The sequence below is a fragment of the Arthrobacter sp. Y3223065 genome, assembly GCF_059090885.1.
Genome location: NZ_JBNHGC010000004.1, coordinates 327,051 through 348,704 on the forward strand (window position 1 = coordinate 327,051; position 21,654 = coordinate 348,704).

Below are 21,654 nucleotides of genomic sequence, written 5' to 3' on the forward strand. Positions count from 1 at the left end.
CGCCGGCCCCGCTCGGGAACCCGTTAAGGCTGGTGGAACTTGGTTCGGAACGCCGTTGTCAGGCCTTGCCGTCGAAGAGGCTCGTGACCGAGCCGTCTTCGAAGACCTCGCGGACCGCGCGGGCGATCAGCGGAGCAATGGAGAGGACGGTCAGTTCCTTGAAGTTCTTCTCCGGCGGGATCGGCAGCGTGTTGGTGACCACCACTTCCCGTGCACCGCTCTCGGAAAGCCGGCGGGCGGCGGGATCGGAGAACACGGCGTGCGTTGCCGCGATGATGACGTCCTTGGCGCCGGCGTTCTTCAGCACCTGGACGGCGCCGGAGATGGTTCCGCCGGTATCGATCATGTCGTCGATCAGCACGCAGGTGCGTCCCTCAACCAAACCGACGACCTGCTTCGACACGGCCTGGTTGGGCGCGTTCACGTCGCGGGACTTGTGCACGAAGGCCAGCGGAGCCCCGCCCAATCGCTCGGCCCACTGTTCGGCAACACGGACGCGGCCGGTATCCGGGGACACGACGGTCAAGTTGTCCAGGTCGACCCGTGTGCGGACGTACTCGGCCAGGAGCGGAATAGCCATGAGGTGGTCGACTGGACCGTCGAAGAAGCCCTGGATCTGCGCCGTGTGCAGGTCGACGGAGATCAGCCGGTCCGCGCCGGCCGTCTTGTACATGTCGGCCACCAGACGGGCCGAAATCGGTTCCCGGCCGCGGTGCTTCTTGTCCTGCCGGGCATACGGGTAAAACGGAGCGACCACGGTGATGCGCTTGGCGGAGGCCCGCTTCAGCGTGTCCACCATGATCAGGTGCTCCATCAGCCACTCGTTGATGGGAGCCGGGTGCGCCTGGATCACGAACACGTCAGTACCGCGCACGCTTTCCTCGAACCGGACGTAGATCTCGCCGTTTGCGAAGTCGTAGGCGGACGTCGGCAGGAGGTCGATCTCCAACTCTTTGGCGATCTCCCGCGCCAGTTCCGGATGGGCGCGTCCGGAGGCCAGCACCAGCCTCTTTTCGCCCTGTGCCTTGATTCCGCTCATGAAGGATCACTTTCTGCAGTTGGGGATTGCGTGGAGGAAGTTCGGGAGGCAGCTTCTGCAGATGAGCTGCCGGGGCGGTTCTTCTGCACCCAGCCGTCAAGGTTCCGCTGCGGTGCGACGCTTACCGCGAGCGCTCCGGGCGGCACATCCTTGCGGATCACTGCGCCTGCGCCGGAGTAGGCACCGTCGCCGACGCGCACGGGAGCGACGAAGACGGTGTTCGAGCCGGTCCGCACGTTCGAGCCGATGACGGTCCGGTGCTTCTTCTCGCCGTCGTAATTGGCGGTGATGTTGCCGCAGCCAATGTTGGCGTTCTCACCGATCTCGGCATCGCCGGCATAGCCCAGATGGGACAGCTTGGCGCCCTTGCCGATGCTCACGTTCTTGGTTTCGTAGAACGCGCCGATCTTGCCCTTTTCGCCCAGGACCGTGCCGGGGCGCAGGTAGGTGAACGGGCCAACGGTGGCGCCGGGCCCGATCTCGGAATCGGTGCCGTGCGTCCTGACAACCGATGCGCCTTCGCCCACGGTCACGTTCGTCAGGGTCGTCTCCGGCCCCACCACCGCATCGGAGGAGACATGGGTGGCGCCGTGTAGTTGTGTGCCGGGCAGCAGCGTCACGTCGGTGCCGAACGTCACCGTCGAGTCGATCCAGGTGGATGACGGATCCACGATGCTGACGCCGGACCGCATGGCAGCGTCCAAGACCCGCCGGTTGTGCTCTGCGCCAAGGGCCGCCAACTGGACCCGGTCGTTGGCCCCCTCCACCTGCCAGCGGTCGGCGGTGACGACGGCGGCCACCCGACCGCCGTCGGCCCGGGCCAGCGACAGCACGTCGGTCAGGTACTTCTCACCCTGGGCGTTGTCCGTGGTGATCTTGGACAAGGCAGCGCGAAGGACACCGGCATCGAAGGCATAGATGCCGGAGTTGACCTCGCGGATCGCGCGCTGTTCTTCCGTGGCGTCCTTGTGCTCGACGATGCCCTGGACACTGCCGTCGTCGGCGCGGATGATCCTCCCGTACCCGCCGGCGTCATCGAGGACCGCGGTCAGCACGGTCACGGCATTTCCGCTGGACGCGTGCTCGGCCACGAGTTCCTTGAGCAGCGCCGTGGTCAGCAGCGGAACGTCGCCGTAGGTGACCACCACAGGGCCGTCCAGTTCGGCAGGAAGCACATCCAGCGCCACTTCCACTGCACGCCCGGTACCGGGGATCTCGTCCTGGTCGACGATCAGGACGTCCGGATCCAGCGAAGAAATGTGCTCCGCCACCCGGTCGCGCTCGTGGCGTACGACGGCGGCGAGCACAGTGGGTGCCAGGCCGCGTGCCGCGGCGAGCGCGTGGCCCACCATGGAGACGCCGCCGATCTCGTGCAAAATCTTGGGCTTTTTGGACTTCATCCGGGTGCCCGCACCCGCGGCCAGGACGATGACCGCTGCCGGTGTTGAAGCGTTTTTGACGTTTTTTTCAGGGACGTCCTGGGGGCTCACTAAGTGGCACTCCTCGCTGCGCTGATTCCGGTGTGGCCGGTGCATTTCCGTTAACGGCATACTACCTGCCGCGACACCGCCCGTTTACCGGACGGTGGTCGTTCCGCCCATAGGATTCGAACCTATACTCCACGGCTCCAAAGGCCGGGGTGCTGCCATTACACCAGGGCGGACTGTGCCGCCACGAATACTGACCCGGTGGCACAAGTGTCCATTTTGCCACGTTTGCCAACCTCGATGCGACTCGGCGGCACGGGCCGCCGACAGATGGTATCCGTACCGGTCACTCGGCCCGGGTCGCCAGGCTCAGTTCGTCCTCGCCAGACGGCTCGGCGGCCGCCGGCAGGCAGGCACCGCTGCGCAACAGCTGGGCGATACGTGATGCCGACACCGGCTTGCTGAAGTAAAACCCTTGGCCACCGGTGCAGCCAAGATCACGCAATTGTTCGGCTTGCTCCCGCGTTTCGATGCCCTCGAAGATCGCGTCCAGCCCCGCAGCACGAATGAGCTGCAGTACGGCGCCGATGAAATCCTGCTGCGAGCCGTCGGCCGAATGCGTAGCAATGATGGACCGGTCCACCTTGACCAGATCGACCGGCAACCGGCGCAGGTAACTGATTGAGGAGTAGCCGGTTCCGAAGTCATCGATTTCAATGCCGATCCCGAGCTTCCGCAGGGCCAGCAAGGAGTAGGTTTCGACTTCGCCCCCAGTGACCAGGCCGGTCTCTGTGATTTCCAAGACCAGCGACTCGGCCGGCATTCCTGAGTCCCTCAGGACCCCGCGAACATGCTCCACCAAGTCGATGCGCTGAAGCTCGGCCACCGAGAGATTTACACGGATCTGAAACCCCGGATCCAGCGTCAGTTCGGCGGACCACTGGGCAAACTGGTGTGCGGCCGCGGACAAGGTCCACCGGCCGAGATCAACTATCAGGCCGGTTTGTTCCGCCATGGGAATGAAATCGCTCGGCATCACCCGTCCGCGCACCGGGTGATTCCACCGGACCAACGCTTCCACCCCGATTGGCAGGCCTGTGCACAGATCCACCACCGGTTGGTACTCGAGCTCGAAGCCGCCGGTCGCGATGGCTCCGCGGAGTTCGGACGCCATCTGGTTGTGCAGTTGGCGTGCCTGGAGCATGTGGGATTGGAAAATCTTGGTGCGGTTTTGAGGGTCTTTTTTCGCCTCGTACATGGCTGTGTCCGCGTCCAGCAACAGGCCCTGCGCGCTCTGTGCCGCATCTGCTACGCGCACGCCAATACTGGCCTGCGGCCAGACAGTGACTTCGTCCAGTTGGATTTCGTCATTGAGCACGCCCAGAATCCGCTGGGCCATCTGAAGCGCGAGATCCGTCGTTGCGCGCGGAAGAAGGACCGCAAACTCGTCGCCGCCCAGCCGTGCCACCGTGTCGCCGTCGCGCACGATGGACCTCAGCCTGTTCGCCACGACCGTGAGCACGCGGTCGCCGGCGTCGTGGCCATAACTGTCATTGACCTGCTTGAAGGAATCCATGTCCAGCAGGAGCAATGCCGGGGCCCGCTGGCCAGACCGGGCATCATCGAGCGCGGCGTCCATGTCCTTCGCCAAGGCCGTGCGGTTCGCCAGCCCGGTCAAAGCATCCGTCAGGGCCATCCGGCTCATGTCCCGATGGGCTTGGCGCAGCTCAGCCGTCCGTAGCTCGACGCGCTGTTCCAGTTCCATGTAGCTGAGCTGCAGCTCCTCAGCCAGGAGGTTGACGCCGGTAATGACAGCATCAATTTCGTCGCGGGCCGGCGAGGGCTGGATTCTCGTGGTCAGATCGCCCCCGGCCAGGCGGACCATTCCGTCGACCAGCAGCTGGAGCCGCGGGTCGGGATTATGCGGCATTGTCCCGTTCCAGCCACGCAAGGGCCTGTGGTTCGGAGTCAAAGTACCGGACCGGGCATTCCGAGGGTTCGGCTCCCAGCACGAAGTTAGCGATCACCCGGTCCACCGGCGACTCACCCACGAGGGCAATGGCGGAAGCGTTGGTGTGCCGCCCGAGCATCGACCGGGCCATGCGGGAGATCGATGTGACTCCCTTCATCCGCATCAAGACACGGCAAGGGTGGCCGCCGGAAAGCACGCGAAGCTGTGTTGACGTGCGGGCCGCGACTTCGTCGGTGAAGGCTGCTCCCCGGGGAAGATCGACGCTGATGATGCCGTCGCCGGCACTGATCACGTCGGCTGCAACGGCGCCGGCCGCGTCAATCACGCGCCTCATGCGGCCGCGTCGTCATTGGATACCGCTCCTGCAACCCTCTCGGGCCAACCATGACCTAGCACGTGCATCCGCTCCCCAACGATTCGATGGAAGCTTTCGCTCCCGTCCAACAAATCCAGAACTCACTGCTTCAGAACTGCCGATTGTTCACAGCGTAAACGAACGGAGTTCACGACACGCCCAATGACACGGTGGAGAATTTATATTACGAAGCCCGTGGGAATTCGGCGATTTCTGCTGCTACTTGAGCCGCCCTGTCCTTGGCACCGGCTTGGCTAAAGTACGCTTGGCTGTCCTTCAAGTGGCGTAGGGCCGATGCACAATCGCCTTGTTCCCGCAGGGCTTTTGCAAGCAACATATTTGCTTCACCCGCCGTGTGGTGTGCCATCGCTGAGGACTCTGCACAAATCGACGTCAGCAGCTCAATTGCGCTGCTCACTTCACCGTTCAAAAAGTGCCAATGCGCACGGTTGAGCATGTTCTTGAAGACGTCTCCATCATCCGTACCAATAATGGTCGCTGCGAGTTCGGCACGCTCCATACAATCGGCCGTTTCCGTGTCGGCGATCCCGGCCGTTAACCTCATAGCCGCCGAGGCTCGGTTAAACCACGCCCAAAGAGCGAGATCATTCGAAGGCGACAAATGCTCAGCCGCCAACTTGTGATACTTCACCCCGTCGCTGGCCTGTTGTCTTAGGAAAGCGACGTTTCCCGCGACCCAGTAGCACTTTCCTGCCGTCTGAGCATCAATGTTCGCGTCAATCAGCCGGATGAGTTGTTGACTTTCCTGCCAGGCGCGCTCCAGTTGGTCGCTCTCTGCCAACGCTGCAATGAGTGCAAGCAAGGACCCAATACGCAGATCCTGCGGCACGTCACCGCCGCGAGCAATGCTGACGGCCCTGACACCATATCCAACCGCTTGTTCAAGTTCACCTACCGCCTGGCTAACGTCAGACAAGAGGTTCAACGCGCGGCACTGAAGCTCGGAGGACCCGACCGTTAGTGGATGTTCCAGCAGAAGCACAGCTGTATCAATGCAGTCCCGGTTGAGACCCATTGCCCGCTGACAATCCGCTCGGAACATTGTCATCTGCCACCACGTTGAATCATCCCCGGCAGCCAATGCCCTTGAAGATACTTGCTTCGCGAGGTTCAGCGCCTGCGCATATTCCCTACGGCCGAAAGCCTCACGAGCCCGCAGTTCAGCAAAAACTCCGCTTCCCTCAGGATTGACCGACACCATGCGAATCCTCCAAACGCTAATGGCCGGGGCGATAGATCGTACTCCCACCCGCATCCGATCATATTCTGAGGCCGCCTAATGGGGGTGAAGGGTCCTTGTGTGTCGTTTAACCTCTAGCTGGATAGGCGCTCCTGAATGTACACTTGTCCATGTCACCACCGCTGCATAGTTTTGCAAAACTGTGCATAAACCAAGAGGGAGCCCGATGAGAAAGATTACGGCATCAGTACTTTTAGCAGCAGTTTTGGCTGTTACCGGCGCCACGGCTGCCTCAGCCGCCGATAGCAAGCCTTCGCTGGTCGTTGGCGGCTACTCTATTCAGAGTGGCAACTGGCCGCACTAAGTAAGTAATAGAGCGGGATTCCGCTCGCCGGCTGAGGCCGTGGCATGCATCTTCGGAGGCGCGCCACGGCCTTTGTGGTTTAAGAGACGGAGACTTTGTCCGAGGACTCGGCGGGCTCCTTCGTCGGGTTGGATTGCAGCGGCAGAGTGATGGTGAACGTAGTGCCCACGCCGACGCTGGACTCCACGGAAATATGGCCGCGGTGCTGGTCGACCATCCCCTTGACGATGGCAAGGCCCAGGCCGGTGCCTTGGATGGCATGGGCATTGGATGCCCGGTAGAAACGGGAGAAGAGCTGCGGCAGGTCTTCTCCCGGGATACCGATCCCGCTGTCGGCGACCTTGACGACGGCACAGGGGACGCCGTCGTCGTCATTTCCGCCGAGGCCGACGCTGACCCGCACTTCCCCGTCCTGCGGCGTGAACTTGACGGCATTGGACAGGATGTTGGTGAAGACTTGCTCCAACATCTTGGTATCGCCGTCAGCGGCGAGCCGGGTGTCCAGCCCCTCGCCGACCAGCTTCACGTTCTTGGCCTGCGCAGCCGGTTCCAGCGCGGTGGAAACCGTGCTCAGGAGGCGCGGCAGGTCCACCGGTTCCGTCTTCAGGCCACTGCCCTGGAAATCCATTCTGGACAGGGTGAGCATGTCTTCGATCAACTCGCGGAGCCGCGCGGCGTTACGGCCCACGATTTTCAGCATCCTGGCCACCGAATCCGGGACCTCACCGGCGTCTCCGTCGAGCACCAGCTCCAGGTATCCGGCGATGGAGGTCAGCGGAGTACGTAGCTCGTGGTTGACCGTTGCCACGAAGTTCGACTTGGCCTGGTCCAGCTCGCGGAGCTTTTCCACGACTTGCTGTTGCGCCGTGATCAGGTGCCCCTGTATCAGACCGTGCGCCAGGTTGCCGGCTACGTGCTGAAGCAGCGAAATCTCGGCCGGTGACCACGGTCGCGGCCGTCCCGTGCGGGTCAGGCAAAGCAAGCCGAAAGCCTTGGGGCCCTGCCCCAGGGGCGCCAGCAGGGATGCCTTGCCCTGCGCGGTGGTGAGCCATTCGGCCACATGCGAATGTGCGGCGAGGTCGATACCGCCGTCGTCGGCCGACGTGAGCACGCTGTGCCTGGCCCAGAGCGCCGAGGACAGCTCCAGCACCTGCTCCTCGGTGCGGTGGGGCATGGCCATGGCCTCGCGGGTGGAATCACTGGTCCACTGAGCGGCGGTATGCGGCACGCGTTCGTCCGCCAGGGTACGCACCCAGACGTGGTCGGCTTCGAAGGCCTCGCCGATGCCGCGCAGGGCAAGGTTGATCATTTCGTTCGGGTCATTCGTGCTGCGAATGCCATCGGACACGTTCCGGATCTGCTCCCGCAGGACGGCCACCCCGTTGCGTTCCCGGCGCCGGTGTTCCGACCTCGCGAGGGTCACGCGGACACGGTTCACCACACTCGATGCCGTCAGCGGCTTGATCAGGTAGTCGGAGACACCCAGCTCATACCCGCGCTCCACCAAGTGCAGTTCGTCCTGCGTGGCCATGAGCATCACACGCCACTGCGCGCCCGGCTGGCTGTCCGACAGCCGTCGCACGGCTTCCATCCCTGCCAGGGACATATCGGCGGCGTCCACCAAGAGGATGTCGGGCGGATTGCGCTGCATCTCGGCCAGGACCTCGGCGGCGGAAGTCAAGGCAGCGACCGACATTCCGGCATCGTTCAGGACGCTGTGGAGGAACTCGCGGGTCGCAGGGTCCACCGCGCCGACCAGTACGGTTGGGCTAACTGCCCCGGGCTCACCTGCAACGGTCCGCACTGCATTCCTCCTGCATAGAACGCGGCCCGGCGTCGTCCCGGCCCCCCGACGTTATGAATGAAGAGTAGCAGTGCTCTCACCGGTACGACGGGAGGTTCCGGCCCTGTCTGCCTGCACGAAACCCCTCCCCCACCACGGGGCCGAAATGCCGCTGTCGCGCTTCCAGGACCGTTGCTGTCCGCGATGACTTCGTGTCCGTAGACTCCGGGCCCCCGCGGGCGTAGCGTTTTGCCATCGCCGAGACTGGGAGCCCCAGTGATCCACACGGACAAACTCACCAAGCAGTTCAAGAACAAAAAGGAAACGGTGGAGGCGGTCAGGGGCGTCGACATCGATGTTTCGCCCGGCGAGCTGGTGGCCTTCCTGGGCCCCAATGGCGCCGGCAAGTCCACCACGCTGCGGATGTTGACCACTTTGCTCTGGCCCACCTCGGGCAGCGCCACCGTCGCCGGCGTGGACGTGATGGCCGATCCCGCAGGAGTACGTTCACGCATCGGCTACATCGGCCAGGGCAACGGCGGCGGCCACAGCTTTCGGGTCAGCGACGAGCTGGTCATGCAGGGCCGTTTCTACGGGATGAACGCCGCCGATGCCCAGTCGCGTGCCCGCGAACTGTTGAGAACGCTCGACCTGCAGGACTTGGAAAAGCGGACGGTCATCAAGCTCTCCGGCGGCCAGCGCCGCCGCATGGATGTGGCCCTGGGGCTCATGCATTCGCCCCAGCTGCTGTTCCTTGATGAACCTTCGACGGGCATGGATCCGCAGAACCGGGCGAACCTGTGGGAGCACATCATGCGGATGCGGGCCGAGCATGGAACCACCATCGTGTTGACCACCCATTATCTGGACGAGGCCGACTCCATGTCCGAGCGGGTGATCGTGATTGACCACGGCCGGATCATTGCCGACGATACGGCGGCACGGCTGAAGTCCAATCTCGCCGGGGACCTGCTGGCCGTGGAGGTTTCCTTGGACTCGGTCCAGGCCGCCCGTGCCGTCCTCGGCCGCGCTGCCGCGGATGGGGACTTGGAAGAAAGCAGGAACGACGGCGCTGCCCGTTTCCGCGTCCGCCTCACGGATGGCGCCCGGCTGGCTCCCGGACTGCTCAAGGCGCTCGACGACGCCGGCGCTCCGGTAATGTCGCTCCAGCTCAACCCGCCGACCCTGGACGACGTGTTCCTGGAACTGACCGGACGCAGCCTGCGGGAAGGATCCGAGGTCTGATGCATCAGCAGCGGACAGACGCGGGACAGCTCCGTCGGAGCGCCCCGGTCACCACACCCAGCCTGGGCAAAATCGTCCAGGACACCAAGTTTGTCTTTTGGCGCGAGCTGCTCCTGGTTCTCCGGGATCCGTTCTCCCTGATCTTCTCGCTGTTGCAGCCGCTGATTTTCCTGGCCCTGTTCGGCCCCCTGCTCGGCGCGGCCGTCGGGGCCGAAGCATTTGGCGGGGAGAGCTCGCTGCAGTGGTTCCTGCCGGGCGTCGTCGTCATGATCTCCCTGTTCGGCACCACCATGACCGGCTCCAACCTGCAGTACGAACTGATGACCGGCTCCTATGAGCGGGTTTTGGCGACACCGCTGTCCCGCTCCTCGCTCATGATCGGCCGGGCGCTGAAAGAGTGGGCGCCCCTGGTGGCACAGGGTTTGCTCATCGCCGTGGTCTGCATCCCGTTCGGGTTTGTTTTCCATCCGCTGCAGGTCCTGCTGGGTCTGCTGATTCTGGGGATCTTCGGGATCGGCGTCGGCGCGCTCTCCTACACGTTGGCCTTGGTCACCCAGGGGACGGAATGGGTGTTCTGGGGCGTGCAGCAGACCCTGCTGTTCCCGCTGATGATCCTCTCCGGCATCATGCTGCCTGTGGAGGCCGGACCCGGCTGGATGCAGGTGCTCAGCCGCTTCAATCCGCTCACCTATCTGGTCAATGCCGAGCGGGAACTGTTCGCCGGCGCCATTGGCTCGGACACGCTGTGGGGCCTGGTGGCGGCGGTGCTCACCGCGGCCGTTGGGCTGGTCGTCGGCGTGCGGACCACGAAACGGCAGACGCTGTGAGGCGTAGCGCTGTCCCGCCGGGCGCGACCGGCGGGAACGGCAGTCAGCGACCGGCGGGAACGGCAGTCAGCGACCGGCGCCCACGCGGCCGAGGGTGCCCAACCGGCTGGCAATGCGGGAGATGTCGACGGCGGAGGGGCTGGCTGACGGGCCCAGGTCAAGCGGCTCCGCGCTGATGACCGTCAGCGGCACGTCGGCGTCATAAAGGATGTCCACGATATTGCTGCAGCGCTGCCAACCGTTCATGCTGATCCCTTCCCGGGCCGGCACACCGGAAATAATCCAGTGCGCGGCATGCGCCAGCAGGCCCAAATAGTCGGAGGCGGCGGTGGGGCCTTCGCACAGGTCGCGGAAATCGAACCACAATTCGGCCGGAGTGGTCCGGAGGACCTGCAGCGGCCAGCTCCCCGGCCGCAGGTCGCGCGCCTCTGCCGGGGACGGCCACTCAAGGCCTGCCTCGGCGACCCGCGGGTCCTCGGGACCATCCGGGGCAATGACCATCGCACCGTCGCCGAACCCCGCGGGGCGGGCACCGCCGTCGTCGTCCCGGCCTCGGGTCCGCCCGGCAGGCTGCGTGCGGTAGTCGACCGGCCCGGCGATGGGGGCAACGTGCATGGTGCGGCGGATCAGGGCGATAATGGGCTCGAACAGGGCATGGAACGCCTCGCCTGGCATCAACTGGTCGGGCGGATAGTTCGAGGTGGTGACCAGCACTATGCCGCGGCGGTGGATTTCGCGCAGCAGCCGGGCCAGCAACTGGCCGTCCCCCGGATCGTGGACGTGGAATTCGTCCAACACCAGCAGGGCACAGTCGCGCAGCAAGCCGTCGATGGCCACCTCGATGGCGCTGGTGCCCGGCGGCCTCGCCGCCGGGTCCTGCGCATCGCGGCGGCGGGCGTGCAGCTCTCGGAACAGGTCGTGGAAGTGCCAGCGCTGCTTGTCCGGCACGTCCACGGCCTAGAAGAATGTACGGGCCAACCAGCTCTTGCCCCGCCCGACCGGACCCCACAGGTACAGCCCGCGGTGCTCGCCCGGCCGCGCGGGCTCTCCTGCGCGGAGCCGCGCGGCGGCATCGGCCAGCAGGCGGGCGGTCTTGTGCTGGTCGTCATCGAGGCGGAAGCCTGCTGCCGAGGCGGCCTGCTCGAGGTGGCCGAGCATCGGCCGGCCGCTGCAGGTCTTGCCCTGCCGGCCGGCCGCAACGTTTCCTGCGTCCACGACGCGTCCTTCCTGTCCCGATACCCCCGAAACCCTACCCTCCGGCGACCCTGTCCCGGCCGTCCAGCCTTAACAGGTCAGGGCGCCCCGGCTTCCCTGAGGGGAAGCACGGAGCGCCCTGCCGTGCGGAGCGTCATGCGGCGCAGTGCCGCGGGGACCGCAGGTTAGTTGGCGGCGACAGCGGCGGCGCGGACAGACTCCATGGCCTTGGTCCACGGGATGAGCTGGTCGATCATCGGCGCCAGGGTGCCGGCGTTCTGCTCGGTCGGCTTGAAGTCGGCGAAGTTCTCGAAATCGGTGAACAGCGAGAACATGACCTGGTTGCGCACGTGGGCGATCTGCAGTTCGGACAGGATGTTGCGCAGGTGCTCGGCGGCACGGGCGCCACCCATGGAACCGTAGGAAACGATGCCGGCGGCCTTGTTGTTGAACTCGAGGTTCAGGTAGGACAGGGCGTTGGTCAGGGCCGGCGTGACGGTGTGGTTGTACTCGCCGGTGACGAAGATGAAGCCGTCGAACTCGCTGATCTTGGCCGACCACGCCTTGGTGTGGTCGTTCTGGTAGTTCTGGTAGGCAGCCGGGTAAGCTTCGTCCAGCAGGGGCAGGTTGAAGTCGGCGATGTCGACGACCTCGAACTCGGCGTCGGTGCGGCCGGCTGCCTGGGCGAGAACCCAATCGGCAACCTGCTTGTTGACACGACCCGGACGGGTGCTGCCGGTAACGATAGCGATCTTGGTCATAAATAACCCCTTCGAGGTCTGGTCCCGACGCGCCAACAATGTTGACACGTCATGGTTTTGTTGACACGTCAATTATGCAGGGCCGAAACTTGAATTGTCAACCAAAGACGAGGAAGGGACAGTCGTGAACTCCGACACCCGTTGGCTGAACGACCACGAGCAAGAGATCTGGCGTGCCTTCCGCGAATTGCTGTGGGGCTTCGAGTCCGCCATGGACCGCCAGTTGCTGCGCGACTCCGACCTGTCCGGCGTGGAGTATTCGGTCCTGGCCTCCCTGTCGGAGGCGGCCGAGGGCGTCATGCGGGCACGGGACATCGCGCAGCAGCTGGACTGGGAGCGCAGCCGGCTGTCCCACCTGCTCAAGCGGATGGAAGCGCGCGGACTGGTGGAGCGGGTGGCTTGTGCCACGGATGCACGGGGTTTCAACATCTCGATGACCGATGCCGGTTGGGATGCCATCAGGCAGGCCGCACCCGGGCACGTCCGCTTCGTGCGGGAGAACGTGTTCGATCCGCTCTCGGCTGCCGAACGCGAGGCGCTGCTCTCGGCGACCACCAAGATCCAGCAGTCCATCCGCGACGCGGGCCTTTGGGGGAACACCGGCAAGTCGTCCTGAGCCGAGGGCTCACTCCAGGATTTCGGAGACCTCCAGCCACTCCATCTCCAAACCCTCCTTCTCCTCGGCGATTTCCTGGAGCTTGCGGTTCATCTCCGCCAGCCCGGCGAAGTCGACGTCGGCCTTGGCGCCTGCCGCGTGCATCTGCTCCTTGAGTTTGTCCTCCTGCTGGCCCAGTTTGCCCAGTTGGCGCTCGATCCGGTTGAGGTCCTTCTTGGCCTGGCGCTTGTCGGCTTCGCTGTGTACGGAACCGGAGGACGTTCCGCCGCCGGCGCCTCCGGTGCCCGGTGACGGCGAGGACCTGCCGGCCAGCGCCGCTTCGCGCAGCTCAAGGTACTGGTCCACTCCCCCGGGCAGCCCGCGGAGCTTGCCGTCGCCCAGCAGCGCCACCTGGTGATCGGTCACCCGTTCCAGCAGGTAGCGGTCGTGCGAGACGACCACGAGCGTGCCCGGCCAGCCGTCGAGCACGTCTTCCACGGCCGCCAGCGTGTCCGTATCCAGGTCGTTGGTTGGCTCGTCCAGCATCAGTACGTTTGGCTCGCCGACCAGCAGGCGCAGCAGTTGCAGCCGCCGCCGTTCCCCGCCGGACAGGTCCCGCACCGGCGTCCACTGCTTCTCCTTGGAAAAGCCGAGCTGTTCCACCAGCTGGCTTGCGGAGACTTCGCGTCCGCCGATGTTGAAGACCTGGCGTTCGCGCTGAATCACCTCCACCACGCGCAGATCCGAGACGTCATCGAGTTCGCGGACTTCCTGGGTGAGCATGGCCGTCTGCACCGTCTTGCCGCGCTTGACCTTGCCGGCGGTGGGGTGGATCTCGCCGTTCAGCAGCCGCAGCAGGGTGGTCTTGCCCGCCCCGTTAACGCCCACCAGGCCGAGCCGTTCTCCCGGTGCCAGCCGCAGCGTGATGTTGTCGAAGAGCGCGGCGGGTCCGTCGTCGCCGTCCGTGGGCCGGAGCGGCGGCGTGTACGAAACCTGCTCGAGGTCCAGCACGTCCTTGCCGAGCCGGGCGGTGGCCATCTTGTTCAGGGCCACCGCGTCCCGGGGCTCGGGCACATCGGCGATCAGCTCGTTGGCGGCTTCGATCCGGAACTTCGGCTTCGCGGTCCTGGCGGGAGCACCGCGGCGCAGCCAGGCGAGCTCCTTTTTCACCAGCTGCTGCCGCTTGCCTTCGACGACGGCGGCCGTCCGGTCGCGTTCCGCACGGGCCAGCACGTACGCGGCGTACCCGCCGTCGAACGGGTCCACGGTACCGTCGTGGACCTCCCAGGTCCGGGTACACACTTCATCCAGGAACCAGCGGTCGTGGGTGACCACCAGGAAAGCTCCCTCGGTGGGGCGCCACCGCGTCTGCAGGTGCCGGGCGAGCCAGGCGACCCCCTCGACGTCGAGGTGGTTGGTCGGCTCGTCGAGCATGATCACGTCGTGGGGCTCGATCAGCAGCTTGGCGAGCGCGACCCGGCGGCGCTGCCCGCCGGACAAGGACGACACCGTGGCGTGCCAGTCGACGTCGCCGACGAGGCCGTTCATGATTTCGCGGATCCGCGGGTTGGAGGCCCACTCGTGCTCGGCGGCTTCGCCGACGATCGCCACGCCGACCGGCAGGTCTCCGTCCAGCACGTCCTGCTGGTCCAGGTAGCCCACGTTGACATCGCCGCGCTTGGTGACCCGCCCGTCGTCGGGCGTGGCGCGATGCGCCAACAGCCGCATCAGGGTGGACTTGCCGTCGCCATTGCGCCCGACCATGCCGATCCGGTCCCCATCGTTGAGGCCGAGGGACACCGAGTCCAGGATGGTGCGGGTGGCAAAGGAGACGCTGACGTTTTCTGCGCCGAGCAGGTGGACCAAGGATGCTGCTTTCTGTTGCGTTGGTGGATGCGGAGGCGGGCCGCCGCCGGCGTCCAGGGGCAGGGCCGGGCGGTCAGGCCATGATGCGGGCGCCGTGCACCGGCCCGCGGACCGGCAGGGCAACCACACCGGCGACATCCGAGAGCCGCTGCCCCAGCTCTGCCGCCTCGCGCCGTCCGGCGGTCAGGAAGGCTACCGTCGGGCCGGAACCGGAGACCAGGCCCGCAAGCGCGCCTTCGGCCTTGCCCAGTTCAAGGATATCGGCCAGTTCGGGAGCCAGTTCGATGGCGGCCTCCTGCAGGTCGTTGTGCAGGCACCCCGCCAGCTGATGGACGTCGCCGGACTGCATCGCCTGCAGGATCGCAGGGTCCACATGCTCGGGCTCGTCCGGGACGTGGCCGCGGCGGGCGCGCAGGTCATCGGCCACGGCGTAGACCTTGGGCGTCGACAAACCGAACGAGGCAGGTACCAGGACCCAGTGCATTTCGCTGCGCGCCAGCGCCGGCGTCAGCCGGTCCCCGACCCCCAGCCCGACGGCCACTCCGCCGTGCAGCGCGAACGGCACGTCCGCGCCGAGCCCGGCGGCCAGGCCGATCAGCTCATCCCGCGAGTAGCCGGTGTTCCAGAGTGCGCTGCAGGCCACCAGGGCCGCGGCCGCGTCGGCGGAGCCGCCGCCCATGCCGCCGGCGATTGGCACCCGCTTGGTGATCTCCAGGTGCACGCCCTGCGGGTGTCCGGAGGTTTCGCGGATCAGGTCGGCGGCCTGCACCGCCAGGTTGGAACCATCCAGCGGAATGCCGGCCAGATCAAACTCCAATCCGGGCCCGTTGCGCACGCTGACGGTGATGGCATCATCCTCACGTGCGGTGGCGGTGACCTCCTCGTACAGCGAGAGCGCCAGATAAACGCTGGCCACCGAGTGGTAGCCGTCCGCACGGGGGCCGCCGACCCGGAAGGAGACGTTGATCTTTCCGGGTGCCATGACGCGGACGGGACGTGTTCTGGTCATATCGGTGCCGCCACCTTCCTAGCCGACAAGCGGATGGTTGAACTCGGCGATGCGGGCGAAGGCGGCAATGTCCAGCACCTCTCCGCGGGCGCTTGGGTCCACGTTGGCCAGCCGCAGTGCTTCCTCGGCCCGGGCGGCGCTGCCGGCCCAGCCGGCCAGAGCGGCGCGCAGGGTCTTGCGGCGTTGCGCGAACGCCGCATCGATGACGGCAAACACTTCACGGCGGGGGGCGCGGGTCACCGGCGGTTGCCCGCGGGTGAACTCCACGAGCCCGGAAGCGATCTTGGGAGCGGGCCAGAACACGTTCATGCCGATCACACCTGCCTTGCGCATGGTGCCGTACCACGCGGCCTTGACGCTGGGCACACCGTAGATCTTGGAGCCGGGCTTGGCCGCGAGCCGGTCGGCCACCTCGTCCTGCACCATGACCAGACCGTGCCGCAGCGACGGGAAGTGCTCCAGCAGGTGCAGCACCACCGGCACGGCCACGTTGTAGGGCAGGTTGGCGACCAGCGCATCCGGGGCCTTGGGCAGTTCGGTGACCCGCAGCGCGTCCGCCAGCACCACGTCCAGGCGCCCGGCGGCGTCGGGACGCCATTCGGCCGTTGTGCGTTCCAACCGGGCGGCGAGTTTGGGATCGATTTCGACGGCGACCACATGCCCGGCCGCATCCAGCAGCCCGAGCGTGAGCGACCCCAGGCCGGGACCGACCTCCAGGACCGTCTCGCCGGGGACAACATTGGCGGCAGCCACGATCCGGCGGATGGTGTTGCCATCGATCACGAAGTTTTGCCCGAGGGTCTTGGTGGGACGCACGTCCAGTTCGGCCGCGAGCCGCCGGACGTCGGCGGCTCCGAGCAAGGGCCGGGTGGGGGCGGGCGCGGCGTCCCCGGCGTCGTGCCGGGAGTCGGTGCCGGATGCGGAGTGGGGTTCTGTCACTGTGCCATCGTATCGGGCCGGGGTCCGCTGCCGCGGCGGCCCCGCCCGGTTAACGCACCTCGGGCCCGGGCGGCAAGGCCCGGGCCCGAGGCCGGTGGATAGCCGGCGGGATGCCTAGAGCAGTCCCAGCTTGGCGGCACAGGCGGGCCAGTGGCCCCAGCCGCCGTTGCTGCGCAGCACCTCGGCGGTGGCGATCTGCTCCGAGGGCGTGGCCATGTAGGCGTAGGGCGCGTACTTGCCGCCGCCGGCGCCGAGCCAGGAGCTTGCGCTGAACTGCAGTCCCCCGGAGTAGCCGTTGCCGGTGTTGATGGACCAGTTGCCGCCGGACTCGCACTCGGCGAGCGCCTGCCAGGTGCCGCCGACGTTGGCGTTGTTGACCTTGGCCGGGCGTTTCTTGGTGCCGACCGTGATCTTCTGGCTGACCGGTTCGCGGGTGACCTTCTCGCTGACCAGCTTCCGGTCGGTTTCCTTGCCGTCGGTCAGGACGACTTCGTAGACCTTGACGCGTTCGCCGGCTTCCCCGGCGCGGGTGACCTTCTCTTCGTCCTCGTACATGGCGGAGTTCGTCGTGGTGGCCGTCTCGAACGGGACGGACTCGGCCTCCTCCACACGCTCCCGGTCGATCCGGGTCACTTTGACCTTGGTGCCTTCGGCAACCGGCTCGGCGGCGGCAACGGAGAGCTTGTCTTCCTTGCCCAGCTTGATCTTCTGTTCCTTCAGGAGGTCGCCGATGGTGGTCGCGGTGGTGACTTCCTTGCGGGTCTCGCCGTCGACCGCAAGGGTGACATTTTTCGGCGTCGAGATGGTCACCGCGCCCACCGAGGCCAGTTCGGCGGTCAGCGGGGCGGACAGGGCCGACTTTTCGTTGACTTCCAGTTCGTCCAGCAGTTCCTTGACGGTGGCGGCCGTGGTGTGCACGGTGGAGGCCTCGCCGTCCACGTTCACGTCCACGGGTTTGGCGGTAACCACTTCGATGCTGGCACCGTCGGTGATTTCTTCGCCCACCGCCGGGGTGACGTCGTCGAGCTCGCCGACGTGCACCTCAGATTCGGCCAGCACGTCTGCAACGGTGGAACCGAACGTGGATACGGTGCTGGCCTGCCCGTCCACGGTCAGCGTGACCGACTTATTATTGCCCACAAAGGCCACCAGTCCAAGGACCAGGGCGCTCATGACGACGACCTGGCCGGCGATCTTCACCCAGCGGTTCTTCAGCGCGTTTGTCACGGTTCCCGAATCTGTTGCAGTTTCCGGGCACGGGGACATAAAAACACGCGCGTGGGACGTGCCGGTCTTAACGGCACGGTGCGAGTGCAGGCAGCACCCGCAGCGGATGTTTGGGCGTACGAACGGAACGTCCAACGGCTACCGCCACGGGTGTCACAATGTCCGGTTGCCTTCCCCGACCCCGGCCATTAGCTACCTACCGTAATCGAAACGTGACATGGCGACAAGCGGGGCCCATCGGCCGCCAGCACCGGCCGATGGGATTGCCTCCCTCGTTCGAGCGCGCCGACGTGCCCGTTTTACGGTCCGGCCAGGAAAAATACCGCGTGCTATTCCTGCTGCCAGGAGCCGTAGACATGCCGCGTGTTGTCCGCCACCTCTGTGCATAACTGCGCCAGGTCCTTCCCGAGGACCTCGGCCATCGAGCGCATGGTGTAGGGCACCAGGTAGCTGGCGTTCGGCCGTCCCCGGTAGGGATGCGGGGTCAGGAACGGCGCGTCGGTCTCGGCCAGCACCAGGGCCGGTTCCGCGGTCGCCAGGGCCTCACGCAGGCCGTCGGCATTCCTGAAGGTGACGGTTCCGGCGAAGGACATGTGCCAGCCGTTGTCGTTGCAGGTCCTGGCCAGCGCCGCGTCACCGGAAAAGCAGTGGAAGACAACCTTGTCGGGAGCGCCCTCCTCGAGCAGCACGCGCACCACGTCGTCATGCGCGTCCCGGTCATGGATCTGCAGGGCCAGGCCCAGCCGCTTGGCCATGTCGATGTGGCGGCGGAACGATTCCTGCTGGGCGCCCCGGCCTCCGCGTCCGGTCCGGTAGTAGTCCAGTCCGGTTTCCCCAATGGCCCGGATCCTCGGGTGCGACGCTATCGACTCGATCTCCGCCAAGGCCTCCTCCAGCGTCCCCGCATCGGCCAGCGGGGGTGCGTCATTGGGGTGGATGGCCACCGCGCCCAGCAGCCTCGGTTCGGCCTCGACAGCCTGCAGCGTGAAGCGGGCGGATTCCAGATCGCAGCCCACCTGGACGGCGCCGGCAACGCCGACCGCCTCGGCAGCGTCCATCGCCTGCCGGACCGTGACCGCCACCAGCCCGTCGCGGAAGTCCAGGTGTGTGTGGTTGTCCATCACCGGCACGGGCAGCGCTTCGGGGGCCGGCGGATAGCTGAGATCACGACGCCGGCCGTCCCCCTCGGTGGGGCTCCGCACCGCCGTCGTCCGGGCTGCGGTGCTGTCAACTGTGTAGGCGGCAGGAGTCTCGCCGGCAACGGCGGCTGGAGGATTGGACATGATTCCAGCCTACTGAAGCGCCGGGTGCGGTACCGGCGTGAAGGGAAGCGGGCGCGCCAAAGCAGCGTCCGAGTGTCTACCGCATCACACAGCCAACAAGTAGGGTTGGAACAACCGGCCCTCGGGGAAGGCACACCGGAAGGTACTTTCATGGATACGCAGCAGCACATGGCAGAGGCCGGGACCGTCCACTCCGATCGAACGGGCCTGGGGACCGGCGAGGGCCTCGCACTGACGGAGTTCCACGACGCCTGCGGCCGGATCAGGGCAGCGATCGAGACCGTCATCGACGGCAAGTCGGAGGCGGCACGACTGGCGCTGACCGTGCTGCTGGCCCAAGGGCACCTGCTGTTGGAGGATGTGCCCGGTGTCGGCAAGACCATGCTGGCGAAGACGCTGGCCAAGACCATCGATTGCAGCGTGCACCGGATCCAGTTCACGCCGGACCTGCTGCCCTCCGACGTCACCGGTGTTTCCATCTACAACCAGGACATGCACCGGTTCGAATTCCGCCCCGGGCCGGTGTTCGCGAACATCGTCATCGGTGACGAGATCAACCGCGCCTCGGCCAAGACGCAGTCGGCGCTGCTCGAATGCATGGAGGAACACCAGGTCACGGTGGACGGCAACACCTACCCGCTGGACACGCCCTTCATGGTGATCGCCACCCAGAATCCGATCGAAATGGAGGGCACCTACCCGCTGCCGGAGGCCCAGCGCGACCGTTTCATGGCCCGGATCTCGATGGGCTATCCGGATCCCCGCGCCGAAATGGAAATGCTGGAGACCCACCAGTCCGTCTCGCCGCTGGAGTCGGTCCGGCCGGTGGTCACGGTGGGCGAGGTGCGCAGCATGGTGGCCATGGTCCGCGATGTCTACGTCTCGCCCGCGGTGAAGGAATACACGGTCAACATTGGCCGGGCCACCCGGGAACATCCGCACCTGCGGCTGGGAGCGAGCCCGCGGGCCATGCTCCAGCTGCTGCGTGCGGCCAAGGCGACGGCGGCCCTGAGCGGCCGCGACTTCGTCCTCCCCGACGATGTAGCCGCCGTTGCCGAGGCCGTGCTGGCCCATCGGTTGATCCTTGACCGCAAGGCCATGACGGCCGGCGAAGATGCCTCCAGCGTGGTGGCCTCAGTGTTGGCCAAGGTTCCCGTGGGCGGCGAATCCCGCCGCGCTTCCTCCTGACGGCCATGGACGCGTTCGGCTGGCTGCCCACCCGGTATGTCACGCTGCGCGGGTGGGGCTTGCTGGCGGCCGGCGTGCTGGCACTGCTGCTGGCGCAAATCCTGGGCCGCCGGGACCTGCTCACCCTGGGGGTGTTCCTGATCGGCCTGCCGCTGCTGGCCGCCGCGGCGATGGTGCTCCTGAAGCCGGAATTCACCGTGGAGCGGAAGTTCCGGCCCGCCGCCGTCGAAACCGGCCTCGTGGTCCAGGTGCGGTTGTCGGTGCGCCGCAGCGGCGGCCTGGCGGGACTCGTGTACATGGAAGAGCAGCTGCCGCTGCGTTTCGGCAAGGCCCCGTCCTTCCGGTTTCCGGCGCGGCACCCGTCCCGTTCCGGGGCCAGCGTGTACGAATACAAGCTCCGTTCCAGCAAGCGCGGGCTGTTCGCGATCGGGCCGGTGACGGCGGATTTCTCCGACCCCTTTGGGCTGGCGAACCACCGGCACCAGCTGGGGGAAACCAGCCCGCTGGTGGTGACCCCGTCCCCGCTGGAACTGCCCGCCACCTCGTTGACCGGCGCACGGGGTTCGGACGGCACGGCAAGCACCCGGCGACAAGCCAACCCCAGCGACGACGACGTGATGACCCGCGAATACCGGTACGGCGATCCGATGCGCCGGGTCCACTGGGCGGCGACGGCCCGCCAAGGCGAGCTCATGGTCCGTCAGGAAGAATCGGTGACCACGCCGCAGGCGACCATCGTGCTGGACCGGCGGGCCTCGGCCTACGGCACCGGCCTGCTGCCCGTCTTCGGCGATGGCCCGGGCCAGCACGGGGACCTGCTGCACACCTCGCCCTCCTTCGAGTGGGCCGTCACTGCTGTGGCCTCCGCTGCCAATGACTTCCTGCAGCGCAACTACACCGTCCGGTTCCTCGACGTCCATGCCCGGGCAGCAGTACGGGAGTCTCCCTCGGCCCCGTCGCCCGGCCAGGAGGAATTCGACGGGCCGGCGGGCTACCAGGACCTCGCCGAGGGGCTGGCCGCGCTGGGGCTCGCCGAAGACCACAAGAAGTCCGACCGGCACCCGGGAGAGCCCGCCTTCGGGGACCGGCTGATGGACAAACTTGCGGCACACAAGTACAAGGGCCCGCTGGTCGCGGTCCTGGGCCAGATCAGCGCCGGGGAAGCGCGCCTGCTGGCCCCCGCCGCCGCCTTCGGCTCCCATGCCTTCGCCCTGATCGTTACCGAGAGTCCGCAACAGGCCCGGCCCGTCATGGACGTGCTCCGCGCCGGCGGCTGGCGGACCGTGGCGGTCAGCCCCAAGGCCTCGCTGCCGGCCGCCTGGGCGCACTTCGACCTGGTCGACCGGATCGAACCGGTGGGAACAGGAGCGGCCCCGTGA

At 66.3% G+C, this 21,654-nt stretch carries 17 protein-coding genes, 1 tRNA gene and 1 pseudogene; 5 read left to right on the plus strand and 14 right to left on the minus strand.

What is annotated here, in order from left to right; genetic code table 11:
* Positions 1-58: 58 nt before the first annotated feature.
* The 7 genes from AC5RUK_RS13155 to AC5RUK_RS13185 all read right to left on the minus strand — a co-directional run bounded on the left by AC5RUK_RS13155 (position 59) and on the right by AC5RUK_RS13185 (position 8,162).
* Complete coding sequence (locus AC5RUK_RS13155) at positions 59-1,039, minus strand: ribose-phosphate diphosphokinase (RefSeq protein WP_493987972.1); 981 nt, start codon at positions 1,037-1,039, stop codon at positions 59-61.
* Positions 1,036-2,529: a bifunctional UDP-N-acetylglucosamine diphosphorylase/glucosamine-1-phosphate N-acetyltransferase GlmU gene (gene glmU, locus AC5RUK_RS13160; protein ID WP_493987971.1), complete on the minus strand. Its 1,494-nt coding sequence runs from the start codon at positions 2,527-2,529 to the stop codon at positions 1,036-1,038. The genes AC5RUK_RS13155 and glmU overlap by 4 nt, the downstream gene beginning before the upstream one ends.
* Positions 2,530-2,630: 101 nt before the next feature.
* Positions 2,631-2,702, minus strand: a tRNA-Gln gene (locus AC5RUK_RS13165).
* Positions 2,703-2,812: 110 nt separating this feature from the next.
* Positions 2,813-4,396, minus strand: coding sequence for a putative bifunctional diguanylate cyclase/phosphodiesterase (locus AC5RUK_RS13170; RefSeq protein WP_494152424.1), 1,584 nt, complete (start codon positions 4,394-4,396; stop codon positions 2,813-2,815).
* Positions 4,386-4,772, minus strand: a complete 387-nt coding sequence (locus AC5RUK_RS13175; RefSeq protein WP_494108057.1) for a SpoIIAA family protein — start codon at positions 4,770-4,772, stop codon at positions 4,386-4,388. The genes AC5RUK_RS13170 and AC5RUK_RS13175 overlap by 11 nt, the downstream gene beginning before the upstream one ends.
* Before the next feature lie 205 nt (positions 4,773-4,977).
* On the minus strand, positions 4,978-6,015 hold the full coding sequence (locus tag AC5RUK_RS13180) for a hypothetical protein (RefSeq protein ID WP_494152425.1): 1,038 nt from the start codon (positions 6,013-6,015) through the stop codon (positions 4,978-4,980).
* A 422-nt stretch (positions 6,016-6,437) separates the two neighbouring features.
* Positions 6,438-8,162 carry an ATP-binding protein gene (locus tag AC5RUK_RS13185; RefSeq protein ID WP_494152426.1) on the minus strand — a complete coding sequence of 575 codons (1,725 nt, stop codon included), beginning with the start codon at positions 8,160-8,162 and terminating at the stop codon, positions 6,438-6,440.
* 255 nt (positions 8,163-8,417) lie between these two features.
* On the opposite strand from AC5RUK_RS13185, the gene AC5RUK_RS13190 reads away from it, so the two are divergent.
* Both AC5RUK_RS13190 and AC5RUK_RS13195 read left to right on the plus strand, forming a co-directional pair.
* Positions 8,418-9,386 carry an ATP-binding cassette domain-containing protein gene (locus AC5RUK_RS13190; RefSeq protein ID WP_494152427.1) on the plus strand — a complete coding sequence of 323 codons (969 nt, stop codon included), beginning with the start codon at positions 8,418-8,420 and terminating at the stop codon, positions 9,384-9,386.
* The gene (locus tag AC5RUK_RS13195; protein WP_494152428.1) at positions 9,386-10,213 is read left to right on the plus strand and encodes an ABC transporter permease; all 828 of its coding nucleotides are present in this window, start codon (positions 9,386-9,388) and stop codon (positions 10,211-10,213) included. The genes AC5RUK_RS13190 and AC5RUK_RS13195 overlap by 1 nt, the downstream gene beginning before the upstream one ends.
* A 66-nt stretch (positions 10,214-10,279) precedes the next feature.
* Here AC5RUK_RS13195 and zapE read toward each other — a convergent pair.
* Both zapE and AC5RUK_RS13205 read right to left on the minus strand, forming a co-directional pair.
* Positions 10,280-11,371: pseudogene (gene zapE, locus AC5RUK_RS13200) on the minus strand (cell division protein ZapE).
* 221 nt (positions 11,372-11,592) lie between these two features.
* Complete coding sequence (locus AC5RUK_RS13205) at positions 11,593-12,168, minus strand: NADPH-dependent FMN reductase (protein ID WP_494152429.1); 576 nt, start codon at positions 12,166-12,168, stop codon at positions 11,593-11,595.
* Positions 12,169-12,292: 124 nt separating this feature from the next.
* Between AC5RUK_RS13205 and AC5RUK_RS13210 the strand changes: the two genes are divergently transcribed.
* Complete coding sequence (locus tag AC5RUK_RS13210; RefSeq protein WP_493987962.1) at positions 12,293-12,784, plus strand: MarR family winged helix-turn-helix transcriptional regulator; 492 nt, start codon at positions 12,293-12,295, stop codon at positions 12,782-12,784.
* Between the two features lie 9 nt (positions 12,785-12,793).
* On the opposite strand, the gene AC5RUK_RS13215 is transcribed toward AC5RUK_RS13210, so the two are convergent.
* The 5 genes from AC5RUK_RS13215 to AC5RUK_RS13235 form a co-directional block, all read right to left on the minus strand.
* Positions 12,794-14,629 carry an ABC-F family ATP-binding cassette domain-containing protein gene (locus AC5RUK_RS13215; RefSeq protein WP_494152430.1) on the minus strand — a complete coding sequence of 612 codons (1,836 nt, stop codon included), beginning with the start codon at positions 14,627-14,629 and terminating at the stop codon, positions 12,794-12,796.
* A gap of 73 nt (positions 14,630-14,702) precedes the next feature.
* Positions 14,703-15,638 carry a 4-(cytidine 5'-diphospho)-2-C-methyl-D-erythritol kinase gene (locus tag AC5RUK_RS13220; protein ID WP_494152431.1) on the minus strand — a complete coding sequence of 312 codons (936 nt, stop codon included), beginning with the start codon at positions 15,636-15,638 and terminating at the stop codon, positions 14,703-14,705.
* 18 nt (positions 15,639-15,656) lie between these two features.
* Positions 15,657-16,577, minus strand: coding sequence for a 16S rRNA (adenine(1518)-N(6)/adenine(1519)-N(6))-dimethyltransferase RsmA (gene rsmA, locus AC5RUK_RS13225; protein ID WP_494108065.1), 921 nt, complete (start codon positions 16,575-16,577; stop codon positions 15,657-15,659).
* Positions 16,578-16,691: 114 nt separating this feature from the next.
* Positions 16,692-17,804 (minus strand): resuscitation-promoting factor, encoded by a 1,113-nt coding sequence (locus tag AC5RUK_RS13230; RefSeq protein WP_494152432.1) that lies wholly within the window; start codon positions 17,802-17,804, stop codon positions 16,692-16,694.
* Positions 17,805-18,133: 329 nt separating this feature from the next.
* Positions 18,134-19,087: a TatD family hydrolase gene (locus AC5RUK_RS13235; RefSeq protein WP_493987957.1), complete on the minus strand. Its 954-nt coding sequence runs from the start codon at positions 19,085-19,087 to the stop codon at positions 18,134-18,136.
* A gap of 150 nt (positions 19,088-19,237) precedes the next feature.
* On the opposite strand from AC5RUK_RS13235, the gene AC5RUK_RS13240 reads away from it, so the two are divergent.
* Both AC5RUK_RS13240 and AC5RUK_RS13245 read left to right on the plus strand, forming a co-directional pair.
* Entirely contained in the window at positions 19,238-20,275 is a 1,038-nt protein-coding gene (locus AC5RUK_RS13240) for an AAA family ATPase (RefSeq protein ID WP_494152433.1), read from the plus strand.
* A gap of 5 nt (positions 20,276-20,280) precedes the next feature.
* Positions 20,281-21,654, plus strand: coding sequence for a DUF58 domain-containing protein (locus AC5RUK_RS13245; RefSeq protein ID WP_494152434.1), 1,374 nt, complete (start codon positions 20,281-20,283; stop codon positions 21,652-21,654).